Annotated in this window: 16 protein-coding genes; 12 read left to right on the top strand and 4 right to left on the bottom strand. The window is 57.3% G+C overall.

The genetic code is table 11. The features are described from left to right. Nucleotides 1-9 precede the first annotated feature (9 nt). From ppc to fsa, 4 genes are all read left to right on the top strand, one after another. Complete coding sequence (gene ppc / locus PU683_RS19345) at nt 10-2661, top strand: phosphoenolpyruvate carboxylase (RefSeq protein WP_277174166.1); 2652 nt, start codon at nt 10-12, stop codon at nt 2659-2661. A 226-nt stretch (nt 2662-2887) separates the two neighbouring features. After that, nucleotides 2888-4621, top strand: coding sequence for a phosphoethanolamine transferase CptA (locus PU683_RS19350; protein ID WP_277174167.1), 1734 nt, complete (start codon nt 2888-2890; stop codon nt 4619-4621). Between the two features lie 81 nt (nt 4622-4702). Continuing rightward, nucleotides 4703-5548: a helix-turn-helix transcriptional regulator gene (locus PU683_RS19355; protein ID WP_277174168.1), complete on the top strand. Its 846-nt coding sequence runs from the start codon at nt 4703-4705 to the stop codon at nt 5546-5548. A 214-nt stretch (nt 5549-5762) separates the two neighbouring features. Next, complete coding sequence (fsa, locus tag PU683_RS19360; protein ID WP_277174169.1) at nt 5763-6425, top strand: fructose-6-phosphate aldolase; 663 nt, start codon at nt 5763-5765, stop codon at nt 6423-6425. 42 nt (nt 6426-6467) lie between these two features. On the opposite strand, the gene metF is transcribed toward fsa, so the two are convergent. The 3 genes from metF to metB form a co-directional block, all read right to left on the bottom strand. Continuing rightward, nucleotides 6468-7370, bottom strand: coding sequence for a methylenetetrahydrofolate reductase (metF, locus tag PU683_RS19365; RefSeq protein WP_277174170.1), 903 nt, complete (start codon nt 7368-7370; stop codon nt 6468-6470). Between the two features lie 205 nt (nt 7371-7575). Beyond that, nucleotides 7576-10008: a bifunctional aspartate kinase/homoserine dehydrogenase II gene (locus tag PU683_RS19370; protein WP_277174171.1), complete on the bottom strand. Its 2433-nt coding sequence runs from the start codon at nt 10006-10008 to the stop codon at nt 7576-7578. Between the two features lie 2 nt (nt 10009-10010). Then, nucleotides 10011-11171, bottom strand: coding sequence for a cystathionine gamma-synthase (metB, locus tag PU683_RS19375; protein ID WP_277174172.1), 1161 nt, complete (start codon nt 11169-11171; stop codon nt 10011-10013). Between the two features lie 262 nt (nt 11172-11433). On the opposite strand from metB, the gene metJ reads away from it, so the two are divergent. Then, on the top strand, nt 11434-11751 hold the full coding sequence (gene metJ, locus PU683_RS19380; protein ID WP_023479337.1) for a met regulon transcriptional regulator MetJ: 318 nt from the start codon (nt 11434-11436) through the stop codon (nt 11749-11751). 307 nt (nt 11752-12058) lie between these two features. Here the strand turns inward: metJ and rpmE are convergent, their stop codons facing one another. Further along, nucleotides 12059-12271 (bottom strand): 50S ribosomal protein L31, encoded by a 213-nt coding sequence (gene rpmE, locus PU683_RS19385; protein WP_023479344.1) that lies wholly within the window; start codon nt 12269-12271, stop codon nt 12059-12061. 206 nt (nt 12272-12477) lie between these two features. Here rpmE and priA point away from each other — a divergent pair, with 206 nt between their 5' ends. The 7 genes from priA to rraA all read left to right on the top strand — a co-directional run bounded on the left by priA (nt 12478) and on the right by rraA (nt 20438). Beyond that, nucleotides 12478-14670, top strand: a complete 2193-nt coding sequence (gene priA, locus PU683_RS19390; protein WP_277174173.1) for a primosomal protein N' — start codon at nt 12478-12480, stop codon at nt 14668-14670. Between the two features lie 123 nt (nt 14671-14793). Continuing rightward, nucleotides 14794-15819 carry a DNA-binding transcriptional regulator CytR gene (cytR, locus tag PU683_RS19395; RefSeq protein ID WP_277174174.1) on the top strand — a complete coding sequence of 342 codons (1026 nt, stop codon included), beginning with the start codon at nt 14794-14796 and terminating at the stop codon, nt 15817-15819. Between the two features lie 95 nt (nt 15820-15914). Then, entirely contained in the window at nt 15915-16898 is a 984-nt protein-coding gene (gene ftsN, locus PU683_RS19400) for a cell division protein FtsN (RefSeq protein WP_277174175.1), read from the top strand. A 91-nt stretch (nt 16899-16989) separates the two neighbouring features. After that, entirely contained in the window at nt 16990-17520 is a 531-nt protein-coding gene (gene hslV, locus PU683_RS19405) for an ATP-dependent protease subunit HslV (protein ID WP_023479345.1), read from the top strand. A 9-nt stretch (nt 17521-17529) separates the two neighbouring features. Next, the gene (gene hslU, locus PU683_RS19410; RefSeq protein ID WP_023479328.1) at nt 17530-18864 is read left to right on the top strand and encodes an ATP-dependent protease ATPase subunit HslU; all 1335 of its coding nucleotides are present in this window, start codon (nt 17530-17532) and stop codon (nt 18862-18864) included. Nucleotides 18865-18930: 66 nt separating this feature from the next. Further along, a complete protein-coding gene (gene menA / locus PU683_RS19415; protein ID WP_277174176.1) occupies nt 18931-19860 on the top strand; it encodes a 1,4-dihydroxy-2-naphthoate polyprenyltransferase in 930 nt (309 codons plus the stop codon). A 92-nt stretch (nt 19861-19952) separates the two neighbouring features. Beyond that, nucleotides 19953-20438: a ribonuclease E activity regulator RraA gene (gene rraA, locus PU683_RS19420; protein WP_023479360.1), complete on the top strand. Its 486-nt coding sequence runs from the start codon at nt 19953-19955 to the stop codon at nt 20436-20438. Nucleotides 20439-20557 lie beyond the last annotated feature (119 nt).

Below are 20557 nucleotides of genomic sequence, written 5' to 3' on the forward strand. Positions count from 1 at the left end.
TGGGGTAACATGAACGAACAATATTCCGCGTTGCGTAGTAATGTCAGTATGCTCGGCAAACTGCTGGGAGATACCATCAAGGATGCACTGGGCGAGAACATTCTCGACCGCGTCGAAACAATCCGTAAGCTGTCCAAATCTTCTCGCGCCGGCAATGAAACCGACCGCCAGGCACTGCTCAACACCTTGCAGAATCTCTCCAATGATGAGCTGCTGCCGGTGGCCCGCGCATTCAGCCAGTTTCTGAATCTGGCGAATACGGCCGAGCAGTACCACAGCATTTCAGCGAAAGGTGAAGCGGCCAGCAACCCGGAAGTGATTGCCCGCACCATCAGAAAGCTGAAAGACCAACCTCATCTCAACGAATCCACCATTATCAATGCAATTGAATCCCTCTCGCTGGAGCTGGTGCTGACCGCGCACCCGACCGAGATCACGCGTCGGACTCTGATCCACAAGATGGTGGAAGTGAATGCCTGTTTAAAACAGCTCGATAACAGCGATATTGCCGATTATGAGCGCCACCAGCTGATGCGCCGTCTGCGCCAGTTGATTGCCCAGTCCTGGCACACTGATGAGATCCGTCGCAACCGCCCAAGCCCGGTCGATGAAGCAAAGTGGGGCTTTGCGGTGGTGGAAAACAGCCTTTGGGAAGGGGTGCCGAACTACCTGCGCGAACTGAACGAACAGCTGGAAGAGAACCTCAATTACAAGCTGCCGGTCGATTTTGTCCCGGTACGCTTTACCTCCTGGATGGGCGGCGACCGCGACGGCAACCCAAACGTTACCGCCGATATCACCCGCCACGTGCTGCTGCTCAGCCGCTGGAAAGCGACCGATCTCTTCCTGAAAGATATCCAGCTGCTGATTTCCGAGCTGTCGATGGTCGAGTGTACCGACGAACTGCGCGAACTGGCCGGAGCCGAAGGTGCTCGCGAACCCTATCGTTACCTGATGAAAAAGCTGCGCGGCGATCTGATTGCTACGCAGAGCTGGCTGGAAGCGCGCCTGAAAGGGCAGAAGTTGCCGAAGCCTGCCGGGCTGCTGACGCAAAACGAGCAGCTGTGGGAGCCGCTCTACGCCTGTTACAAATCCCTGCAAGCCTGCGGCATGGGCATTATCGCCAACGGCGAACTGCTTGATACGCTGCGCCGCGTGAAGAGTTTTGGCGTGCCGCTGGTGCGTATCGACATTCGCCAGGAGAGCACCCGTCACACCGAAGCGCTGGGCGAGCTGACCCGCTACCTTGGCATCGGCGATTACGAAAGCTGGTCGGAAGCCGACAAACAGGCCTTCCTGATCCGCGAGCTTAACTCCAAACGTCCGCTGCTGCCGCGCCAGTGGGAGCCGAGCGAAGAGACCCGCGAAGTGCTCGATACCTGCCGGGTGATCGCCGAAGCGCCGCGCGGATCGATTGCCGCGTATGTGATCTCCATGGCGAAGACGCCGTCCGACGTGCTGGCCGTGCATCTGCTGTTGAAAGAGGCCGGTATCGGCTTCGCGCTGCCGGTTGCCCCGCTGTTTGAAACCCTCGATGACCTGAACAATGCCAATGACGTGATGAGCCAGTTGCTCAATATCGACTGGTATCGCGGCTTTATTCAGGGCAAACAGATGGTGATGATTGGCTACTCCGACTCCGCGAAAGATGCGGGCGTGATGGCCGCAAGCTGGGCGCAGTACCAGGCGCAGGACGCGTTGATCAAAACCTGCGAGAAAGCGGGCATTGAGCTAACGCTGTTTCACGGTCGCGGTGGCTCTATCGGCCGCGGCGGCGCACCGGCACACGCGGCACTGCTCTCGCAACCGCCCGGCAGCCTGAAAGGCGGTCTGCGCGTCACCGAGCAGGGCGAGATGATCCGCTTTAAATATGGCCTGCCGGAAGTAACCATCAGCAGCCTCTCCCTCTACACCAGCGCGATTATGGAAGCCAACCTGCTGCCGCCGCCGGAGCCAAAAACCGAATGGCGTCACATCATGGATGAGCTGTCGGCGATCTCTTGCGAGATGTACCGCGGCTATGTGCGCGAAAACAAAGACTTTGTCCCCTACTTCCGCTCGGCGACACCGGAGCAGGAGCTGGGCAAGTTGCCGCTGGGCTCGCGTCCGGCAAAACGTCGCCCGACCGGCGGGGTCGAGTCGCTACGCGCCATTCCGTGGATCTTCGCCTGGACGCAGAACCGCCTGATGCTGCCGGCCTGGCTCGGCGCGGGCGCAGCGCTGCAAAAAGTGGTGGAAGATGGCAAGCAGAGCGAGCTGGAAGCGATGTGCCGCGACTGGCCATTCTTCTCCACGCGCCTTGGCATGCTGGAGATGGTCTTCTCGAAAGCGGATCTGTGGCTGGCAGAGTATTACGATCAGCGGCTGGTGAAACCGGAGCTGTGGCCGCTGGGCAAAGAGCTGCGTAAGCTGCTGGCGGCTGATATCAAAGTGGTGCTGGATATCGCCAACGACTCCCATCTGATGGCCGATCTGCCGTGGATTGCCGAATCTATCCAGTTACGCAATATCTACACTGACCCGCTCAACGTACTGCAGGCCGAGTTGCTGCAACGCTCGCGTCTGGCGGAAGAGGAGCAGAAAGAGCCGGATAGCCGCGTTGAGCAAGCGCTGATGGTGACTATCGCGGGCGTCGCCGCCGGGATGCGTAACACCGGCTAATGCCCTCGCCCCATTTTTGTTAACCGATTGCAGCATTTTTATCTTTTGGGTAAAAATGCTGCAAATTTTGATTGTCATATATCCTTCACATTCCTTATATTCCTCGCGAAATTCTCACATCCTGATGAGTCTTCACCAAAACAAACCCGCCTGAATAGTGACATTCAGGTTTGCTTAAGCTTTAGCCGCTATGTTTTAGCGCTATTTATTCGCACAGGCACTTCGTATGCGCTCCACACAATCTCATACTAAACAGCCGTTTAGTATGAAAGCCCTTGGATGGGCTCTGCTCTATTTTTGGTACTTCTCCACGGTTCTGCAGGTCGCTATCCTGGTTAGCGGATACAGCGGCACCAATGGTTTTCGCGACTCTATTCTGTTCAGCTCACTGTGGCTAATCCCGGTCTTCCTCTTCCCACGCTATACGCGCGCCATCGCGGCGACCATTGGCGTGGTGCTGTGGGCCACGTCGCTGTCGATGCTCTCCTATTACGTCATCTACGGGCAGGAGTTCTCGCAGAGCGTATTGTTTGTGATGTTTGAAACCAACACCCATGAAGCGAGCGAGTTTTTAGGTCAATACTTCAGCCTGAAACTGGTGCTGATTGCGCTGGCCTACACTGCGGGCGCGATCCTCCTGTGGACTCGCCTGCGCCCGGTTTACATTCCTAACCCGTGGCGCTGGGTCGTCTCATTCGCCCTGCTGTATGGGCTAATCCTCAACCCGATTGCGATAAACATGCTGAAATATAAGCAGAACCTCGCTAAGGCCTCCTCAGGATTAGCCTCCAAGCTGGAGCCTGCCGCGCCGTGGCAACTGGTGATGGGCTATGTGCAGTATCGTAATCAGCTGAATAGCCTCAACAGGCTGCTCGACAGCAACCATGCCCTGCCACCGCTGGCGAACCTGAAAGATGAATCGGGCGATGCGCCGCGCACACTGGTGCTGGTGATTGGTGAGTCGACGCAGCGTGGCCGCATGAGCCTGTATGGCTACCCGCGCGAAACCACGCCGGAGCTGGATGCGCTGCATAAAAGCGACCCGCGGATGAGCCTCTTTACTAACGTGGTTACGTCACGCCCCTATACTATCGAGATTCTGCAACAGGCACTGACATTCGCCGATGAGCAGCATCCCGATCTCTATCTGACGCAGCCCTCGCTGATGAACATGATGAAGCAGGCCGGGTACAAAACCTTCTGGATCACTAACCAGCAGACGATGACCGAGCGCAACACCATGTTGACCGTCTTTTCAAAACAGACGGATGTGCAGTTCTATATGAACCAGCAGCGTACGCAGAGCGCCCGCGAATATGACACCAACGTGCTGAAGCCGTTTAAAACCGTGCTCGCCGATCCTGCGCCGAAGAAGTTCATCATTGTGCACCTGCTCGGTACACATATTCGATACGACTTCCGCTACCCGCAAGGCTGGGGCAAGTTTACGGATAAGCACGATCATCAACCGCCGGGGCTGGATGCCGATCAATCCGAGACCTACAACAACTATGACGATGCCAACCGCTTTAACGATCATGTTGTCTCCTCGCTGATTAATGACTACAAAGCGACCGACCCGAACGGCTTCCTGCTCTACTTCTCCGATCATGGCGAAGAGGTGTATGACACGCCGCCGCACAATATTCAGGGACGTAACGAAGCGGAGCCGACGCGCCATATGTACACCATTCCGTTTATCCTCTGGACCTCGGACAAGTGGCAAGCGGCGCATCCGCGGGATTTCTCCGCCGATCTCAACCGCAAATACAGCAGCTCGCAGCTGATCCACACCTGGTCTGATTTAGCAGGCCTGCGCTATGACGGCTATGACCCGACACGCTCGGTGGTCAACCCGCAGTTTGTTGAAGTCACGCGCTGGATCGGTAACCCGTACAAGAAAAACGCGCTACGGGATTACGACGCACTGCCGTATGGCGATCTCCCCGCCAACCAGTAAGCGTATAAAGCCATCCTATCGGGATGGCTTTTTTTTTAGCCTGGCGCTATGGTGAGCCTGTTTTTTTGTTGCAGGAACATCATGAGCCACGATATTGCGCCTCTCCTCTCCCGCTTGATCCACAGCCCGCTAACGCTTGGGCAGATCCGTTTTGCGGCAGTGAACGCAGCCGCGCCTGCGCTTGCCTGCCAGCTCGATTTCCCGCGGCTGGAGATTGTGCTGGAGGGGGCGCTAACCGATGCAGCGATCGCCGGCGAGACGGCGTTAATGATGCAGCATGACGTGCTGTACGTTCCCGCTGGCGGCTGGAACTGCCCGCGCTGGCTGGCCCCGGCGAAGAGCTTAAGCGTGCTGTTTGGCAAACAGCAACTCTGCTTTAGCCTTACGCAGTGGGATGGCGCCACGCTCCAGACGCTGACCCGGCAGCATGTAGCCCGGCGCGGCCCGCGCGTGGGTTCATTCCTGCTACAAACGCTGCATGAGATGCAGATGCAGCCGGATGAGCAGCACACGGCACGATTGATTGTCACCAGCCTGCTAAGCCACTGCCACGATCTGCTCGGCAGCCAGATCCATACCGCATCGCGCAGCCAGGCGCTGTTTGAAGCCATTCGTGACTATATCGATGAACATTACGCCATGCCGCTCACCCGCGAGTCGGTCGCGCAGGCGTTCTACATCTCTCCCAATTACCTCTCTCATCTGTTCCAGAAAACCGGCGCGGTCGGCTTTAGTGAATACCTGACCCATACCCGTCTGGAGCATGCGAAAACGCTGCTCAAAGGCTACGACCTGAAAATTAAAGAGGTGGCGCACAGCTGCGGGTTTGTCGACAGCAACTACTTCTGCCGCCTGTTCCGTAAAAACACCGAGCGCTCGCCTTCCGAATATCGCCAGCACTACCACAGCCAGCTACGCGACAAATAACGTTAACACTGGATTTTTGTACGCTTTTATCCCTGCATCTCATCTGCGCCCCTGGCCTTGAGCCTTTTTATATCAGGCTAAATCGTATTTTGTGAGCGCTGTCGCACTTCAACCTCATGCGTACATTTGTCCAGTGTTTGGCAGAATTGTTATATAGCTCCCGCCGCACCGCAGACCGTATGCTTTTGCCAGACTGAATTAATGAGGAAGCAGGATGGAACTCTATCTGGATACAGCCGATATTGCGGAAGTGGAGCGCCTTGCACGCATCTATCCGCTGGCAGGCGTCACCACCAATCCGAGCATTATTGCCGCCGGTAAAATCCCGATCCAGGAGGTGTTACCGCGCCTGCAGCAGGCGATTGGTGCGAATGGGACGCTCTTTGCCCAGGTGATGAGCCGCGATGCAGAAGGCATGGTGAGCGAGGCGAAAAGGCTTCATCACGCGCTGCCGGGTATCGTGGTTAAAATCCCGGTGACTGGCGAAGGGCTGGCGGCGATTAAGCAGTTGAAAAAAGAGGGGATCGTCACGCTCGGTACGGCGGTCTATAGCGCGGCGCAGGGCTTACTGGCGGCGCTGGCTGGGGCGAAATATGTCGCGCCCTATGTTAACCGTGTCGATGCGCAGGGCGGCGACGGTGTGCGTATGGTGCAGGAGCTACAAACCCTGCTGAGCCTGCATGCGCCACAGAGCAAAGTGCTGGCGGCGAGTTTTAAAACGCCGCGCCAGGCGCTCGACTGCCTTCTGGCCGGTTGCGAGGCGATTACCCTGCCGGTCGATGTCGCGAAACAGATGCTCAATACGCCCGCCGTTGAATCCGCCGTCGAGAAGTTCGAGCAGGATTGGCAACGCGCTTTTGGCAGCCTGAGCCTGTAAAGAGGCCGCGGCGCAAGCGCCCTCAGCCGACGGGATAAAGCGTCAGACGGCAACGTTACAGGCCGGGCGCACGCCCAGGGTATGGCAAATGGCATAGCTCATTTCGGCGCGGTTCAGGGTATAGAAGTGGAAATCTTTTACCCCCTCGCGGCTGAGGATCTTCACCATATCCATCGCGATATTCGCGCCGACCAGCTTGCGGGTTTCCGCATCGTCATCGAGCCCGGCGAACATTTGCGACATCCACGCCGGGATGCGCACGTTGGTCATGTCGGCGAACTTTTTCGCCTGCTTAAAGTTGGAGACCGGCAAAATGCCGGGAATGATCTCGACGTCGATACCGGTTGAGGCGCAGCGATCGCGAAAGCGCAGGTAGCTCTCAACATCAAAGAAAAATTGCGTGATCGCGCGGCTGGCTCCCGCGTCGACTTTACGCTTCAGGTTGAGCAGGTCGGCCTGCGCGCTTTTCGCTTCCGGGTGCACTTCCGGGTAAGCGGCGACGGAGATATCAAAATCTGCCACCTCTTTTAACAAGCTCACCAGATCGGTGGCATACATCTCTGGCTTTCCGCCGCCCGGTGGTAAATCGCCGCGCAGAGCAACGATATGGCGAATGCCGTTGTTCCAGTAATCCTGCGCAATAGTGCGCAGCTCATCACGCGTGGCGTCGATGCAGGTCAGATGCGGCACCGCTTCCAGCCCGGTGCGATCTTTAATCCCTTTGATAATGCTATGCGTACGGTCGCGCTCGCCGGAGTTCGCGCCGTATGTGACCGAAACAAATTTCGGCTTCAGGCTGCTTAAGCGATCGATGGAGTTCCATAAGGTCTGTTCCATTTCACTGGTGCGCGGCGGGAAAAACTCAAAGGAGACGTTAATCTGGCCGTGAACTTCCGCCAGGCTCTGATTCAGGGCTTCCCGCTGATTGGCGTGAAAAAAGCTCATACCTTACCTCATCAATCACAAGTCATTATCCAGGGTGAGTGAACTTCTATACGTTTAGACGTCCAGATGTAAAAATGACGGAAATCGTACAAAGCGTCAACAGAAATATCGTGATTGTGCGTGAGGAGTTTTCAGCGAAGATGAAAAAGTTTCATGGGGCGGGAAAAACTCCCCTTCCGGTGCGGAAGAGGAGTTGAAGCCAGGGCTACAGTAGCTGTGCGAGGCGATTAATATCGGACTGAATAGCGCCAGCGGTGACATCCCGGCCTGCGCCCGGCCCGCGGATCACCATCGGGTTATCACGATACCAGCGGCTCTCAATAGCAAAGACGTTATCGCACGGCAGCAGCGCAGCAAGCGGATGCTCCGGGCGCACCGCTTCAACGCCAACACGCGCTTTGCCATTGGCATCGAAACGGGCAACGTAACGCAGCACCAGTCCCAGTTCGCGGGCGGCTTCAAGGCGCTGGAGCATCTGCTCATTTAACGCCTCACCATTTTCAAAGAAGTGATCGACAGACTCCGCTTCGCAGCCTGTCGGCACCAGCGACTCGACGCGCACCTGATCCGGCTCGATGTCATACCCCGCTTCGCGGGCAAGGATCACCAGCTTGCGCATCACATCCTTACCGGAGAGATCGACTCGCGGATCCGGCTCAGTCAGCCCCTGCTGCCACGCCTGATCCACCAGCTCGGTAAACGGCACGGTGCCATCAAACTGCAGGAACAGCCAGGAGAGCGTGCCGGAGAAGATACCGCTGATCGCCAGAATCGAATCGCCGCTGTCGCGCAGATCGCGCACGGTGTGGTTAACCGGCAGACCCGCGCCGACGGTGGCGTTATAGAGCCAGTGGCGGCCGGTTTTTTCAAAGGCGTCATGGATCTGGCGGAAGCGGTCGCTTTTGCTTGCGCCCGCCAGCTTGTTAGCGCTGATCACATGGAAGCCGTGGCTGGCGAAATCGAGATACTGTTCAGCAAGCTGCTCGCTGGCGGTCACATCCAGCACCACTAAATCGTCGTAAGGATGGGCGCGCATCCACAGAAAGAGCGACTCCTCATCCTGTTCTACCGCTTCATCATTGAAGAAAGCGAGGGCGCGGCTGGCATCCAGGCCGTCGTAGCTTAACAGGCTGCGACGGCTATCAACCACGCCCGCCAGCACAAACTCAAACCCGGTGCGCGCCGAGAGCGCGCTCTGCTCGCGGGAGAAGAGCTCCAGCCAGCGGGAGCCGATATTACCTTTGCCGAACAGCACCAGGCCAATACGTTTTTCCGCGCGGAACAGCGACTGGTGCAGACCCTGGATCAGGCTCTCGGTCGGGCCAACGCGCAGCACGGCCACCAGGCTAATGCCTTCGTCCGACTGCCAGATAAACTCGACCGGCTGCCCTTTTAACTGCTGCCAGAAGCGGTGGCTATGCAGCGGATTGCGGCATACGCCCGCACCGACCATCGCCACCAGCGCCAGCCCCTGGCGCAAACGCAGCTCGCCCGGCAGACCGGCCTCATCAAGCAGTTTAAAGACACTGTCGACCACTTCAGAGGTGTAGCAGAGCTGCAACAGATTGCGGTCAGCGTGCACACCGACCGCCAGCGGGCGCACCTGCGCGCGCTTAAGAGTAATGTCGATCTCTCTGTGCGCCAGCCTGAAGTCCTGCCCTGACGGCACAAGGAACTCAATCAGGCAGACATCATCATGGCTGGTGACAATGCGTGCCCCGGTGCCGGAAGCGAGCACGCGCTCAATGCGCGTCGACCCCTGCTCGGGGTTGTAGCTGCAACGCAGTTGCAGATCGATATTGCTACCGGAAACCGGCTGTAACGTGCGGGCATGAAGTACCGGCGCGGCCAGACGCGCCAGCTCGCTCGCCTCGTCCAGACGCAACAGTGGCAGCAGACAAGCATCTTTTACTTTACGCGGATCGGCGCTATAGACCCCCGCAACGTCGCTCCAGATGGTTACGCGCGAGACATCGCCCAGCGCGCCGATTTGCGTTGCCGAGTAGTCCGAGCCGTTACGGCCAAGCAGCACGGTTTCGCCCGCATCATTACGGCTGATAAAGCCGGTGACCACAATTCGTTTGCCCGGATGCTGCGCCAGCTGCTGCTGGAGTAAAGGGTACGAAGCCCCTTCATTGACCTGCGGCTGCGCGCTGCGCTCGGCGCGCAGGAAGTCGCGGGCATCAAGCCATGTAGCATTAAGTTCCTGCTGATTCAGCACCGCCGCCATTAAGCGCGCGGACCAGATTTCGCCATGCCCCACCACTTCGGCATAGACGGCATCGGTGATGCCGCTGTCGAGCAGCGCGGCGAGATGCTCCAGGTCGTGGATAAACGCGCTGGTCAGGCCATCGGCTACATCGGCAGGTAACAGACCGTTAATTAATTCGAGCTGGTAGCGACGCAGCGATTGCTGCACCTGATGCGCAGAGAGGCGATCGGTCTGGCTCAGTTTAAGCCAGTTGATCAACTGGTTGGTGGTGCTGCCAGCGGCCGAGACCACCATCATGTCGCCTGGTTGCGAGTACTCCGCCATGATCCCTGCTACGCGCAGATAACACTTCACATCTGCCAGACTACTGCCACCAAATTTGTGCAGCTGACGAGCCTTCGTCCCTGCCTGCGCAATCACACTCATGTTTACCCCTCAGCGGCGATCCGGAAGCCATTTTCCAGATCGGCAATCAAATCTTCACTATCTTCAATACCGGTGGAGATGCGCAGCAGCGTCTCACCGATCCCGGCGGCGGCGCGTGCTTCCGGCGCCATGCCCGCATGGGTCATGGTCGCGGCGTGGGAGATTAAACTCTCAACCCCGCCTAACGATTCCGCCAGTGTAAACAGCGACAATCCGCTCAGGAAACGACGCAGTGTCTGCTCATCGCCATCCAGTTCAAAACTCAACATCGCGCCAAAGCCCTTTTGCTGACGCGCCGCAATCTCATGGCCCTGATTATCAGGCAGGGAGGGATGGTAGAGCTTTTTCACCAGCGGCTGGGTCTGCAAAAAGTCGACAATCGCCTGCGCGTTACGCTGCGCCACTTCCATGCGCGGAGACAGGGTGCGCAGCCCGCGCAGCAGCAAATAGCTGTCGAAGGCGCTGCCGGTGACGCCAATATTATTTGCCCACCATGCCAGTTCGGTGACGGTCTCTTCATCTTTCGCAATCACCACGCCAGCTACCACATCGGAGTGCCCGTTGAGGTATTTAGTACAGGAGTGCAGCACCAGATCCGCCCCCAGCGCCAGCGGGTTTTGTAACGCCGGGCTAAGGAAGGTGTTATCCACCACACTCACCGCACCCGCCTCCCGCGCAAGCCCACAGATTTTCGCAATATCTACAACGCGCAACAATGGGTTGCTTGGACTTTCTACCAACACCAGCTTCGGTTTTTCTGCCAGCGCCGCTTTCAACGCCTGCTCATCACCCTGATCGACAAACTTCACGCGGTAGCAGCCGCGCTTCGCCAGGCTATCAAACAGACGATAGCTGCCGCCGTAACAGTCGTGCGGTGCCACCAGCAGATCGCCAGGCTTAAGGAAAACCGTGGTCACCAGGTGAATCGCCGACATGCCGGTATTGGTCATTACTGCACCCGCACCGCCCTCCAGCTCCGCCAGCGCACGCTGTACTACATCACGCGTAGGATTACCGCGACGCGAGTAATCGTGGGCGCGGGGTTCGTTAAAACCGGTGAAGTTATAGGTGCTGGAGAGGTGAATAGGGGGGACAACGCAACCGTACTGCTCGTCATCGTTCAATCCGCTACGCACTGCGATGGTGGCCTGTTTACGCGTCATGGTGAAGGCTTCCTGGCTTAATGGATGAAAAGTCAGGTCACAGAGTAAACACTGGAATAATAGACGTCAATACATCTGGACATCTAAACTTCTTTGCGTATAGATTGAGCAATCGCATAATAGCCGTTAAAATTATATGCTTTCGTACGATATTGCAGAGCGATACACGGTGTCACCCCGATGACTCTACGGTAAACTACGCGCAATTACGGCCCGGCGCGACCGGGTATAGATCAATGACTGAGAGGATTAAAGGTATCTCATGGCTGAATGGAGCGGCGAATATATCAGCCCATACGCTGAGCACGGCAAGAAGAGTGAGCAAGTAAAAAAAATTACGGTGTCCATTCCTCTTAAGGTGTTAAAAATCCTCACCGATGAACGTACCCGTCGTCAGGTGAATAACCTGCGCCACGCCACCAACAGCGAACTGCTGTGCGAGGCGTTTTTACATGCGTTCACCGGCCAGCCTTTGCCGAATGATGAAGACCTGCGCAAAGAGCGCAGCGATGAGATCCCGGAAGAGGCGAAAGTGATTATGCGTGAAATGGGCATTGACCCGGATACGTGGGAATACTGATCGCAATAAAAAGGGCGGAAATCATATTCCGCCCTTTTTAATTTATCGCACCTGCTAATCAGAAACGCGTCACTTCCGGATGCACTTCTGCCAGTGAGAGTAGGTAAGACATAAATACGTTTTTCATGGCTGTCAGCATACAAATTATCCTTTAACGCTCAAATAGTGTGAGGAGATGTATGGCGACAGAATATGCCTGTTTTTTGACCAGAGCAATATTTTTGTGAGATGCATCACAAAAATAGCGCCCCTGAGGCAAACCGCAGAGACAAAAAAAGCGCCTTTCGGCGCTTTTTTCTTTGGCAACTTACTTGCTGCCCGGGATGCTGAAGCGTTTGTTGAAACGGTCAACACGGCCACCAGTTGCAACATCACGCTGCTTACCGGTGAAGAACGGGTGGCATTTACCACACACGTCCAGGTTCAGATCGTGACCCAGAGTTGAGTGGGTTTCGATCACGTTACCGCAAGAACAGGTTGCAGTAATCGCTACGTAATTCGGGTGAATACCTTTTTTCATGGGAAACCTCAGTTTAAGGCCGCGTCGCTCTTCCAGCCCTAACGCCAGACACCACGCGAGTTGATATGTAAGTGAATCTTCGACGCTGCAATGAGCATCAAAGGCGGCGAATCATACAGAAATTAACCAGCGTATGCAAACTGATCCGCTCGACCGTCTTAACAATGTGTATACTAACCCGCCACTTTTCAAGTCAGGATGATGAAATGCCCGTCGCCCACGTTGCGCTCTCTGTACCGCTGCCCCGCACTTTCGATTACCTGCTGCCGGAGGGAACCCCCGCCAGCGCTGGTTTTCGCGTGCGTGTGCCGTTCGGTAATCAGACTCGCGTCGGGATTGTGGTGGCGGTCAGCGACAAAAGCGAATTACCGCTGGCGGAGCTTAAAGGCGTTGAAGAGGTGCTGGACAGCGAGCCCGCGTTTTCAATGCCGGTCTGGCGGATGCTGTTATGGGCGGCTGACTATTATCACCACCCTATTGGCGATGTGTTATTCAATGCCCTCCCCGTTCTGCTGCGGCAGACCAAACCGGCCAGCGCCGAGTTTCAGGGCTACTGGTTCGCCACAGAACAGGGCCAGGCCACCGACATTAACCGCATCAAGTCGCCGAAACAGCAGCAGGCCCTCTCGGCGCTGCGCAAAGGCAAAGTGTGGCAGCATCAGTTAGCAGCTTTAGATCTGAAAAGCGTCACTCTGCAAGCCCTGCGCGCAAAGGGGCTGGTGGAGATGAACAGCGAAACGCCGACCTTTTCGGACTGGCGCAGCACCTTTTCCGTTAGCGGCGACCGGCTGCGGCTCAATACCGAACAGGCCACCGCCGTAGGGGCGATCCACAGCGCGGCTGATCGCTTCTCCGCCTGGCTACTGGCGGGCGTAACTGGCTCCGGCAAAACGGAAGTCTATCTGAGCGTGCTGGAAAATGTGCTCGAACAGGGCAAACAGGCGCTGGTGATGGTGCCGGAAATTGGTCTGACGCCGCAAACTATCGCCCGTTTTCGCGAGCGGTTTAATGCCCCCGTTGAAGTGCTGCACTCTGGCCTTAACGACAGTGAACGCCTGACCACCTGGCAGAAAGCAAAAAGCGGTGAAGCGGCGATTGTGATCGGTACGCGCTCCTCGCTCTTCACCCCCTTTAAAAATCTTGGCGTGATCGTCATTGATGAGGAGCATGACAGCTCCTATAAACAGCAGGAGGGGTGGCGCTACCATGCGCGCGATCTGGCTGTTTACCGCGCGCACAGCGAACAGATCCCGATCATCCTCGGCTCGGCGACGCCGGCGCTTGAGACGCTGCATAATGTGCGGGCGCGGAAATATCACATTCTGCGTTTAACGCGCCGTGCAGGCAGCGCGCGTCCGGCGATGCAGCACGTGCTGGATATGAAAGCCCAGCCGCTGCAGGCGGGACTGGCGCCTGCCTTAATCAACCGGCTGCGTCAGCATTTGCAAGCGGGTAACCAGGCGATCCTCTTTCTTAACCGGCGAGGCTTCGCTCCGGCGCTGCTCTGCCATGATTGCGGCTGGATCGCCGAGTGCGCGCGCTGCGATCACTACTACACCTTCCACCAGGCGCAGCAGCATCTGCGTTGCCACCACTGCGACAGCCAGCGTCCGGTGCCGCGCCAGTGCCCATCCTGCGGCTCAACGCACCTGCTGCCGGTTGGCCTCGGTACCGAGCAGCTGGAGCAGGCGCTGGCCCCACTGTTTCCCGGCGTGCCGATTTCGCGCATCGACCGGGACACGACCAGCCGCAAGGGTGCGCTGGAGCAGCATCTTGCTGAAGTACACCGCGGCGGCGCGCGCATTTTAATCGGCACTCAGATGCTCGCCAAAGGGCATCACTTTCCGGATGTCACGCTGGTGGCGCTGCTTGACGTCGACGGCGCGCTCTTTTCCGCCGACTTCCGCGCCGCAGAGCGTTTTGCCCAGCTCTATACGCAGGTTTCAGGCCGCGCCGGGCGCGCCGGCAAACAGGGCGAAGTGGTGCTGCAAACGCACCACCCTGAGCACCCGTTGCTGCAAACCCTGCTGCATAAAGGCTACGACACCTTTGCCGAGCAGGCGCTGGCCGAGCGCCAGACGCTGCAACTGCCGCCGTGGACCAGCCATGTGCTGATCCGCGCTGAAGATCAGAACAATCAACACGCCCCGCTCTTCCTGCAACAGCTGAAAAACTTGCTGCAGGCGAGCCCGCTGGCGGACAACCAACTCTGGATCCTCGGTCCGGTTCCGGCGCTGGCGGCCAAGCGCGCCGGGCGCTACCGCTGGCAAATCCTGCTACAGCACCCCTCCCGCATTCGCCTGCAACATATCGTGCACGGTGCGCTGGCGCTCATTAACACCCTGCCCGATGCGCGACGGGTAAAATGGGTGCTGGATGTCGACCCCATTGAAAGCTAATGCTGCGAGCCAGCGCGTAAAATTCAACATTCATCACATTTTTTGTGAAATTTCTGTAACCGGTGCCCTTAACTATCTGATAAAAATGAGACGACGCCTGCCCGTGCATGCGAGGAGAACAAGGTGAAACCGAAAAATCAGGTTGCGGCAGCAACCATGAAAGACGTTGCTATGAAAGCCAGGGTGTCTACGGCAACCGTCTCTCGTGCATTAATGAACCCGGAAAAAGTGTCACAGGCGACCCGCAACCGGGTAGAGCAGGCCGCCATGGAAGTGGGCTACCTGCCACAGTCAATGGGCCGCAATGTTAAGCGCAATGAGTCCCGTACGCTGCTGGTGATTGTGCCGGATATCTGCGATCCCTTCTTCAGTGAGATTATTCGCGGCATCGAAGTGACCGCCGCCGAGCATGGTTATCTGGTATTAATTGGCGACTGCGCGCATCAAAACCAGCAGGAAAAGACCTTCATCGATCTGATCATCACCAAGCAAATTGATGGCATGCTGCTGCTCGGTTCACGTCTGCCGTTTGACGCCAGCATTGAAGAGCAGCGCAATCTACCGCCGATGGTGATGGCCAACGAATTCGCGCCGGAGCTGGAGCTACCGACGGTGCATATTGATAATCTGACTGCGGCCTTCAATGCCGTCACTTATCTGCAGGAGCAGGGGCATCAGCTAATTGGCTGTATCGCCGGACCGGAAGAGATGCCGCTCTGCCACTACCGCCTGCAGGGTTACGTGCAGGCGCTGCGTCGCGCCGGTGCGACGGTGGATAAACACTATATTACGCGCGGCGATTTCACCTTCGAAGCCGGGGCGCAGGCGCTGGAACAGCTTCTCAGCCTGCCGAAACCGCCAACCGCCGTTTTCTGCCATAGCGATGTGATGGCGCTTGGTGCGTTGTCGCAGGCGAAACGCCGGGGTCTGAAAGTGCCGGAGGATCTGTCGATTATCGGCTTTGATAACATCTCGCTGGCAGAGTATTGCGACCCGCCGCTCACCACCGTCGCGCAGCCGCGCTACGACATTGGGCGTGAAGCGATGCTGCTTCTGCTGGAGCAGTTACAGGGCCACACGGTGAGCAGCGGCTCGCGACTATTAGATTGTGAATTAATCCTGCGTGGCTCAACGCGGGCGCTAACGTAAAGCCAGGGGCTTTCGGACGCCCTCTTCTGGTCAAAACCCCGTCGCTTAAGTAACATGGCGGGCTGTTAAACGAATATGAATACAGCGAAACGATAGTGGCACAACGAGATTATGTACGCCGCAGCCAGTCGACTCCTGCGCGGCGAAAGAAGAGCACCTCAAAGAAAAAGCAGCGCAGCGCGCCTGCGGTCTCTCCAGCAATGGTCGCGATAGCGGCCGCCGTGCTGGTCGCCTTTATCGGTGGTTTGTACTTTATTACCCATCATAAGAAAGAAGAGTCGGAGTCCCTGCAGAACCAGAAAGTAACCGGTAACGGCCTGCCGCCGAAGCCGGAAGAGCGCTGGCGCTATATTAAAGAGCTGGAGAGCCGCCAGCCGGGTGTGCGGGCACCCACCGAGCCGACGGCCGGGGGCGAAGTGCAAAAACCGGAGCAGTTAACCGATGAACAGCGCCAGCTGTTAGCCCAGATGCAGGCAGATATGCGCCAGATGCCGACGCAGCTCAACGAAGTGCCATGGAACGAGCAGACGCCGGAGCAGCGCCAGCAAACGTTGCAGCGCCAGCGCCAGGTTCAGCAAATGCAGCAGCAGCAGTCTCAGTGGACGCAAAGCCAGCCGGTGCAGCAACCGCGTATGCAGCCGCGCACGGTGGAACAACAACCTGCGCGCGTCGCCGCGCCGCCGCGCCAGACACAGCAAGCGCAGCAGAAACCGGCCACTAATTCGCAACCCTATCAGGATCTGCTGCAGACGCCGCCGCACAGCAACGCCACACAGCCGAAAACGCAGCAGGCCGCGCCGGTAACGCGTGAAGCGGAAACAGCGAAGGCGCAGCCGACGGAGAAAAAAGATGAGCGTCGCTGGCTGATCCAGTGCGGCTCATTCAAAGGCCAGGAGCAGGCAGAAACCGTCCGTGCGCAGCTGGCGTTTGAAGGTTTTGACTCGCGCATTACCAGTAATAATGGCTGGAATCGCGTCGTGATGGGCCCGCTGAAAGGCAAAGAGAGCGCCGAGGCCACTCTTGGCAAGCTGAAACTGGCTGGTCACGCAAACTGCATTCGACTTTCCGCCGGGGGTTGAAACCCCCAAAATCCCCCCCATCTATAATTGCATTCTGCCCCGTACGCTGTGCGGGGCGCTGTATGTGCTTTTGTAACCAAGGGGTCTGCTCGTGACAACAATCGTAAGCGTACGCCGTAACGGCCATGTCGTTATCGCCGGTGATGGCCAGGCCACACTGGGCAACACCGTGATGAAGGGCAACGTTAAAAAAGTTCGCCGTCTCTATAACGACAAAGTCATTGCAGGCTTTGCGGGCGGTACAGCGGATGCCTTCACGCTGTTTGAGCTTTTTGAACGCAAACTGGAAATGCACCAGGGTCACCTGGTGAAAGCCGCCGTCGAGCTGGCAAAGGACTGGCGTACCGATCGTATGCTGCGCAAGCTGGAGGCGCTGTTAGCGGTCGCCGACGAAACTGCGTCGCTGATCATTACCGGTAATGGCGATGTGATTCAGCCGGAAAATGACCTGATTGCCATCGGTTCCGGCGGACCATACGCCCAGGCCGCTGCCCGCGCACTGCTGGAGAACACTGAGCTTGGCGCGCGCGACATTGCTGAGAAGGCGTTGGGGATCGCAGGCGATATCTGCATCTACACCAACCACTTCCATACCATCGAAGAATTACCCGCTCAAGCGTAAGGATCTCCCATGTCTGAAATGACCCCACGCGAAATCGTCAGCGAACTGAATAAACACATCATCGGCCAGGACGCGGCAAAGCGCTCTGTGGCGATTGCTCTGCGTAACCGCTGGCGCCGTATGCAGCTCGATGAGGAGCTGCGTCACGAAGTGACACCGAAAAATATTCTGATGATCGGCCCGACCGGCGTCGGTAAAACCGAAATCGCCCGTCGTCTGGCGAAGCTCGCCAACGCGCCGTTTATCAAAGTGGAAGCGACCAAATTCACCGAAGTCGGCTATGTCGGGAAAGAAGTGGATTCGATTATCCGCGATCTGACCGATGCCGCCGTGAAAATGGTGCGCAGCCAGTCAATCGACAGAAACCGCTACCGCGCCGAAGAGATGGCGGAAGAGCGCATCCTTGACGTGCTGATCCCGCCGGCGAAAAACAACTGGGGACAGCCGGAACAGGCGGCGGAACCCTCTGCGGCGCGCCAATCCTTCCGTAAAAAGCTGCGCGAAGGCCAGCTGGATGATAAAGAGATTGAGATCGATCTCGCTGCCGCGCCAATGGGCGTAGAGATCATGGCACCTCCGGGCATGGAAGAGATGACCAACCAGCTGCAGTCCATGTTCCAGAACCTGGGCGGGCAGAAGCAGAAGCCGCGTAAGCTGAAAATCAAAGACGCGATGAAGCTGCTGATCGAAGAAGAAGCGGCGAAACTGGTCAACCCGGAAGAGCTGAAAGAGGAAGCGATCGAAGCCGTTGAGCAGCACGGTATCGTCTTTATCGATGAGATCGATAAAATCTGTAAGCGCGGCGGTAACACCTCCGGCCCGGACGTCTCCCGCGAAGGTGTACAGCGCGACCTGCTGCCGCTGGTTGAGGGCTGCACCGTGTCGACCAAACACGGGATGGTGAAAACCGACCATATCCTGTTTATCGCTTCCGGCGCGTTCCAGGTTGCCAGCCCGTCAGATCTCATCCCGGAGCTGCAGGGTCGTTTGCCGATCCGTGTTGAGCTGCAGGCGCTGACCGCTGAAGATTTTGAGCGCATCCTCACCGAGCCAAACGCCTCCGTCACCGTGCAGTACAAAGCGCTGATGGCAACCGAAGGGGTAAATATCGAATTTACCGACGACGGCATCAAGCGTATCGCGCAGGCCGCATGGCAGGTGAATGAAAGCACCGAAAACATCGGCGCGCGCCGTTTGCACACCGTACTTGAGCGTTTGATGGAGGATATCTCCTATGACGCCAGCGATCTGGGCGGCGAAACCATTACCATTGATGCAGACTATGTGAGTAAACACCTTGATGCTTTAGTGGCGGATGAAGATCTGAGCCGTTTTATCTTATAATCGCGGCCAGACTCTTTTCATCACACTCGATGGGGGCTTATGCCCCCATTTTTTTTGGCCGGACTTATGAACGATACGCACTCTCTGAGCCTTACCCAGGCATGGCTGGAAAGCCTGCGACCGAAAACGTTGCCGCTGGCCTTTGCCGCTATCGTGGTGGGAACCGTGCTTGCCTGGTGGCAGGGCTACTTTGATCCGCTGGTCGCGGCGCTGTCGCTGATTACCGCCGGTTTGCTGCAAATTCTCTCTAACCTCGCGAATGACTATGGCGATGCCATCAAAGGCAGCGATAAGCCGGATCGCATCGGGCCGCTGCGTGGGATGCAAAAAGGGGCGATCTCCCTTGGGCAGATGAAGCGCGCGCTGCTTATCGTGATTGTGCTGAGCTCTATTTCCGGACTGGGGCTGGTAAGCGCCGCGACCCAGACGATGGCCGATTTTGTCGGCTTCCTCGCGCTCGGCGGTCTGTCGATTATCGCCGCCATAACCTACACCGTTGGCAAGCGGCCGTATGGTTATCAAGGGCTGGGCGATATTTCAGTGCTCACCTTCTTCGGCTGGATAAGCGTGATGGGGAGCTGGTATCTGCAGGCACATACGCTAGTTCCGGCGATTTTCCTCCCCGCCACCGCCTGCGGCTTGCTGGCGACGGCGGTGCTGAACATCAATAACCTGCGCGATATCGATAGCGATCGCGAGAACGGCAAATATACGCTGGTGGTGCGCTTAGGGCCGGTGAATGCCCGCCGTTACCATGCCGGTTTGCTGGCGGGCGCGCTGCTCTGCCTTGCGCTCTTCAACCTGATTTCGCTGCACAGCCTCTGGGGCTGGCTATTTTTGCTCGCCGCGCCGCTGCTGTTTAAGCAGGCACGTTATGTGCTGCGCGAGCGCGATCCACGCGCAATGCCGCCGATGCTTGAACGCACAGTAAAAGGCGCGTTGCTGACTAATCTGCTGTTTGTACTGGGGATTATTTTGAGCAAGACGCTCGCCTGAGCGCCAGAGAGCAATTAAAAATTGATGCTTTTGCCAACAGCGCGCGATGCGCGATATACTTACGGCTCTCGCAGCAACTGAACGTAAATCCTATGAAATACGATACTTCTGAGCTTTGTGACATCTACCAGGAAGAGGTCAACGTCGTCGAACCGCTGTTTTCCAACTTTGGCGGTCGCTCCTCTTTCGGCGGGCAAATCATCACGGTGAAATGTTTCGAGGATAACGGGTTGCTTTACGATCTGCTCGAACAGAATGGTCGTGGTCGCGTGCTGGTGGTCGACGGCGGCGGTTCCGTACGCCGGGCGTTGGTTGACGCCGATCTCGCGCGTCTGGCGGCGCAAAACGAGTGGGAAGGAATGGTGGTCTACGGCGCGGTGCGCCAGGTGGACGATCTGGAAGAGCTGGATATCGGCATCCAGGCGATGGCCGCAATTCCGGTTGGCGCAGCGGGCGAAGGCATTGGCGAAAGTGATATTCGCGTCAACTTCGGCGGCGTAACCTTCTTCTCCGGTGACCATCTCTATGCCGATAACACCGGCATTATTCTCGCCGAAGATCCTCTCGATATCGAATAAACGAAAGGGCACCTGAGGGTGCCCTTTTTGTCGCTGCCAAATGAAATGGCGCTTAACTAGTTTGCTTAATACGCAAAAGATTTCGTGTTGTGGCAAGGCGGCAAGCAGGTGAATCCCCG

This window comes from Candidatus Kosakonia sp. 282A-S69 (genome assembly GCF_029433855.1).
Classification (GTDB): domain Bacteria; phylum Pseudomonadota; class Gammaproteobacteria; order Enterobacterales; family Enterobacteriaceae; genus Kosakonia; species Kosakonia cowanii_A.

What these genes read in the sequence shown, in the direction of transcription:
- ppc (WP_277174166.1), top strand. Translation starts at nt 10, where the DNA reads ATGAACGAACAATATTCCGCGTTGCGTAGTAATGTCAGTATGCTCGGC.
- PU683_RS19350 (WP_277174167.1), top strand. Translation starts at nt 2,888, where the DNA reads ATGCGCTCCACACAATCTCATACTAAACAGCCGTTTAGTATGAAAGCC.
- PU683_RS19355 (WP_277174168.1), top strand. Translation starts at nt 4,703, where the DNA reads ATGAGCCACGATATTGCGCCTCTCCTCTCCCGCTTGATCCACAGCCCG.
- fsa (WP_277174169.1), top strand. Translation starts at nt 5,763, where the DNA reads ATGGAACTCTATCTGGATACAGCCGATATTGCGGAAGTGGAGCGCCTT.
- metF (WP_277174170.1), bottom strand. Translation starts at nt 7,370, where the DNA reads ATGAGCTTTTTTCACGCCAATCAGCGGGAAGCCCTGAATCAGAGCCTG.
- PU683_RS19370 (WP_277174171.1), bottom strand. Translation starts at nt 10,008, where the DNA reads ATGAGTGTGATTGCGCAGGCAGGGACGAAGGCTCGTCAGCTGCACAAA.
- metB (WP_277174172.1), bottom strand. Translation starts at nt 11,171, where the DNA reads ATGACGCGTAAACAGGCCACCATCGCAGTGCGTAGCGGATTGAACGAT.
- metJ (WP_023479337.1), top strand. Translation starts at nt 11,434, where the DNA reads ATGGCTGAATGGAGCGGCGAATATATCAGCCCATACGCTGAGCACGGC.
- rpmE (WP_023479344.1), bottom strand. Translation starts at nt 12,271, where the DNA reads ATGAAAAAAGGTATTCACCCGAATTACGTAGCGATTACTGCAACCTGT.
- priA (WP_277174173.1), top strand. Translation starts at nt 12,478, where the DNA reads ATGCCCGTCGCCCACGTTGCGCTCTCTGTACCGCTGCCCCGCACTTTC.
- hslU (WP_023479328.1), top strand. Translation starts at nt 17,530, where the DNA reads ATGTCTGAAATGACCCCACGCGAAATCGTCAGCGAACTGAATAAACAC.
- menA (WP_277174176.1), top strand. Translation starts at nt 18,931, where the DNA reads ATGAACGATACGCACTCTCTGAGCCTTACCCAGGCATGGCTGGAAAGC.
- rraA (WP_023479360.1), top strand. Translation starts at nt 19,953, where the DNA reads ATGAAATACGATACTTCTGAGCTTTGTGACATCTACCAGGAAGAGGTC.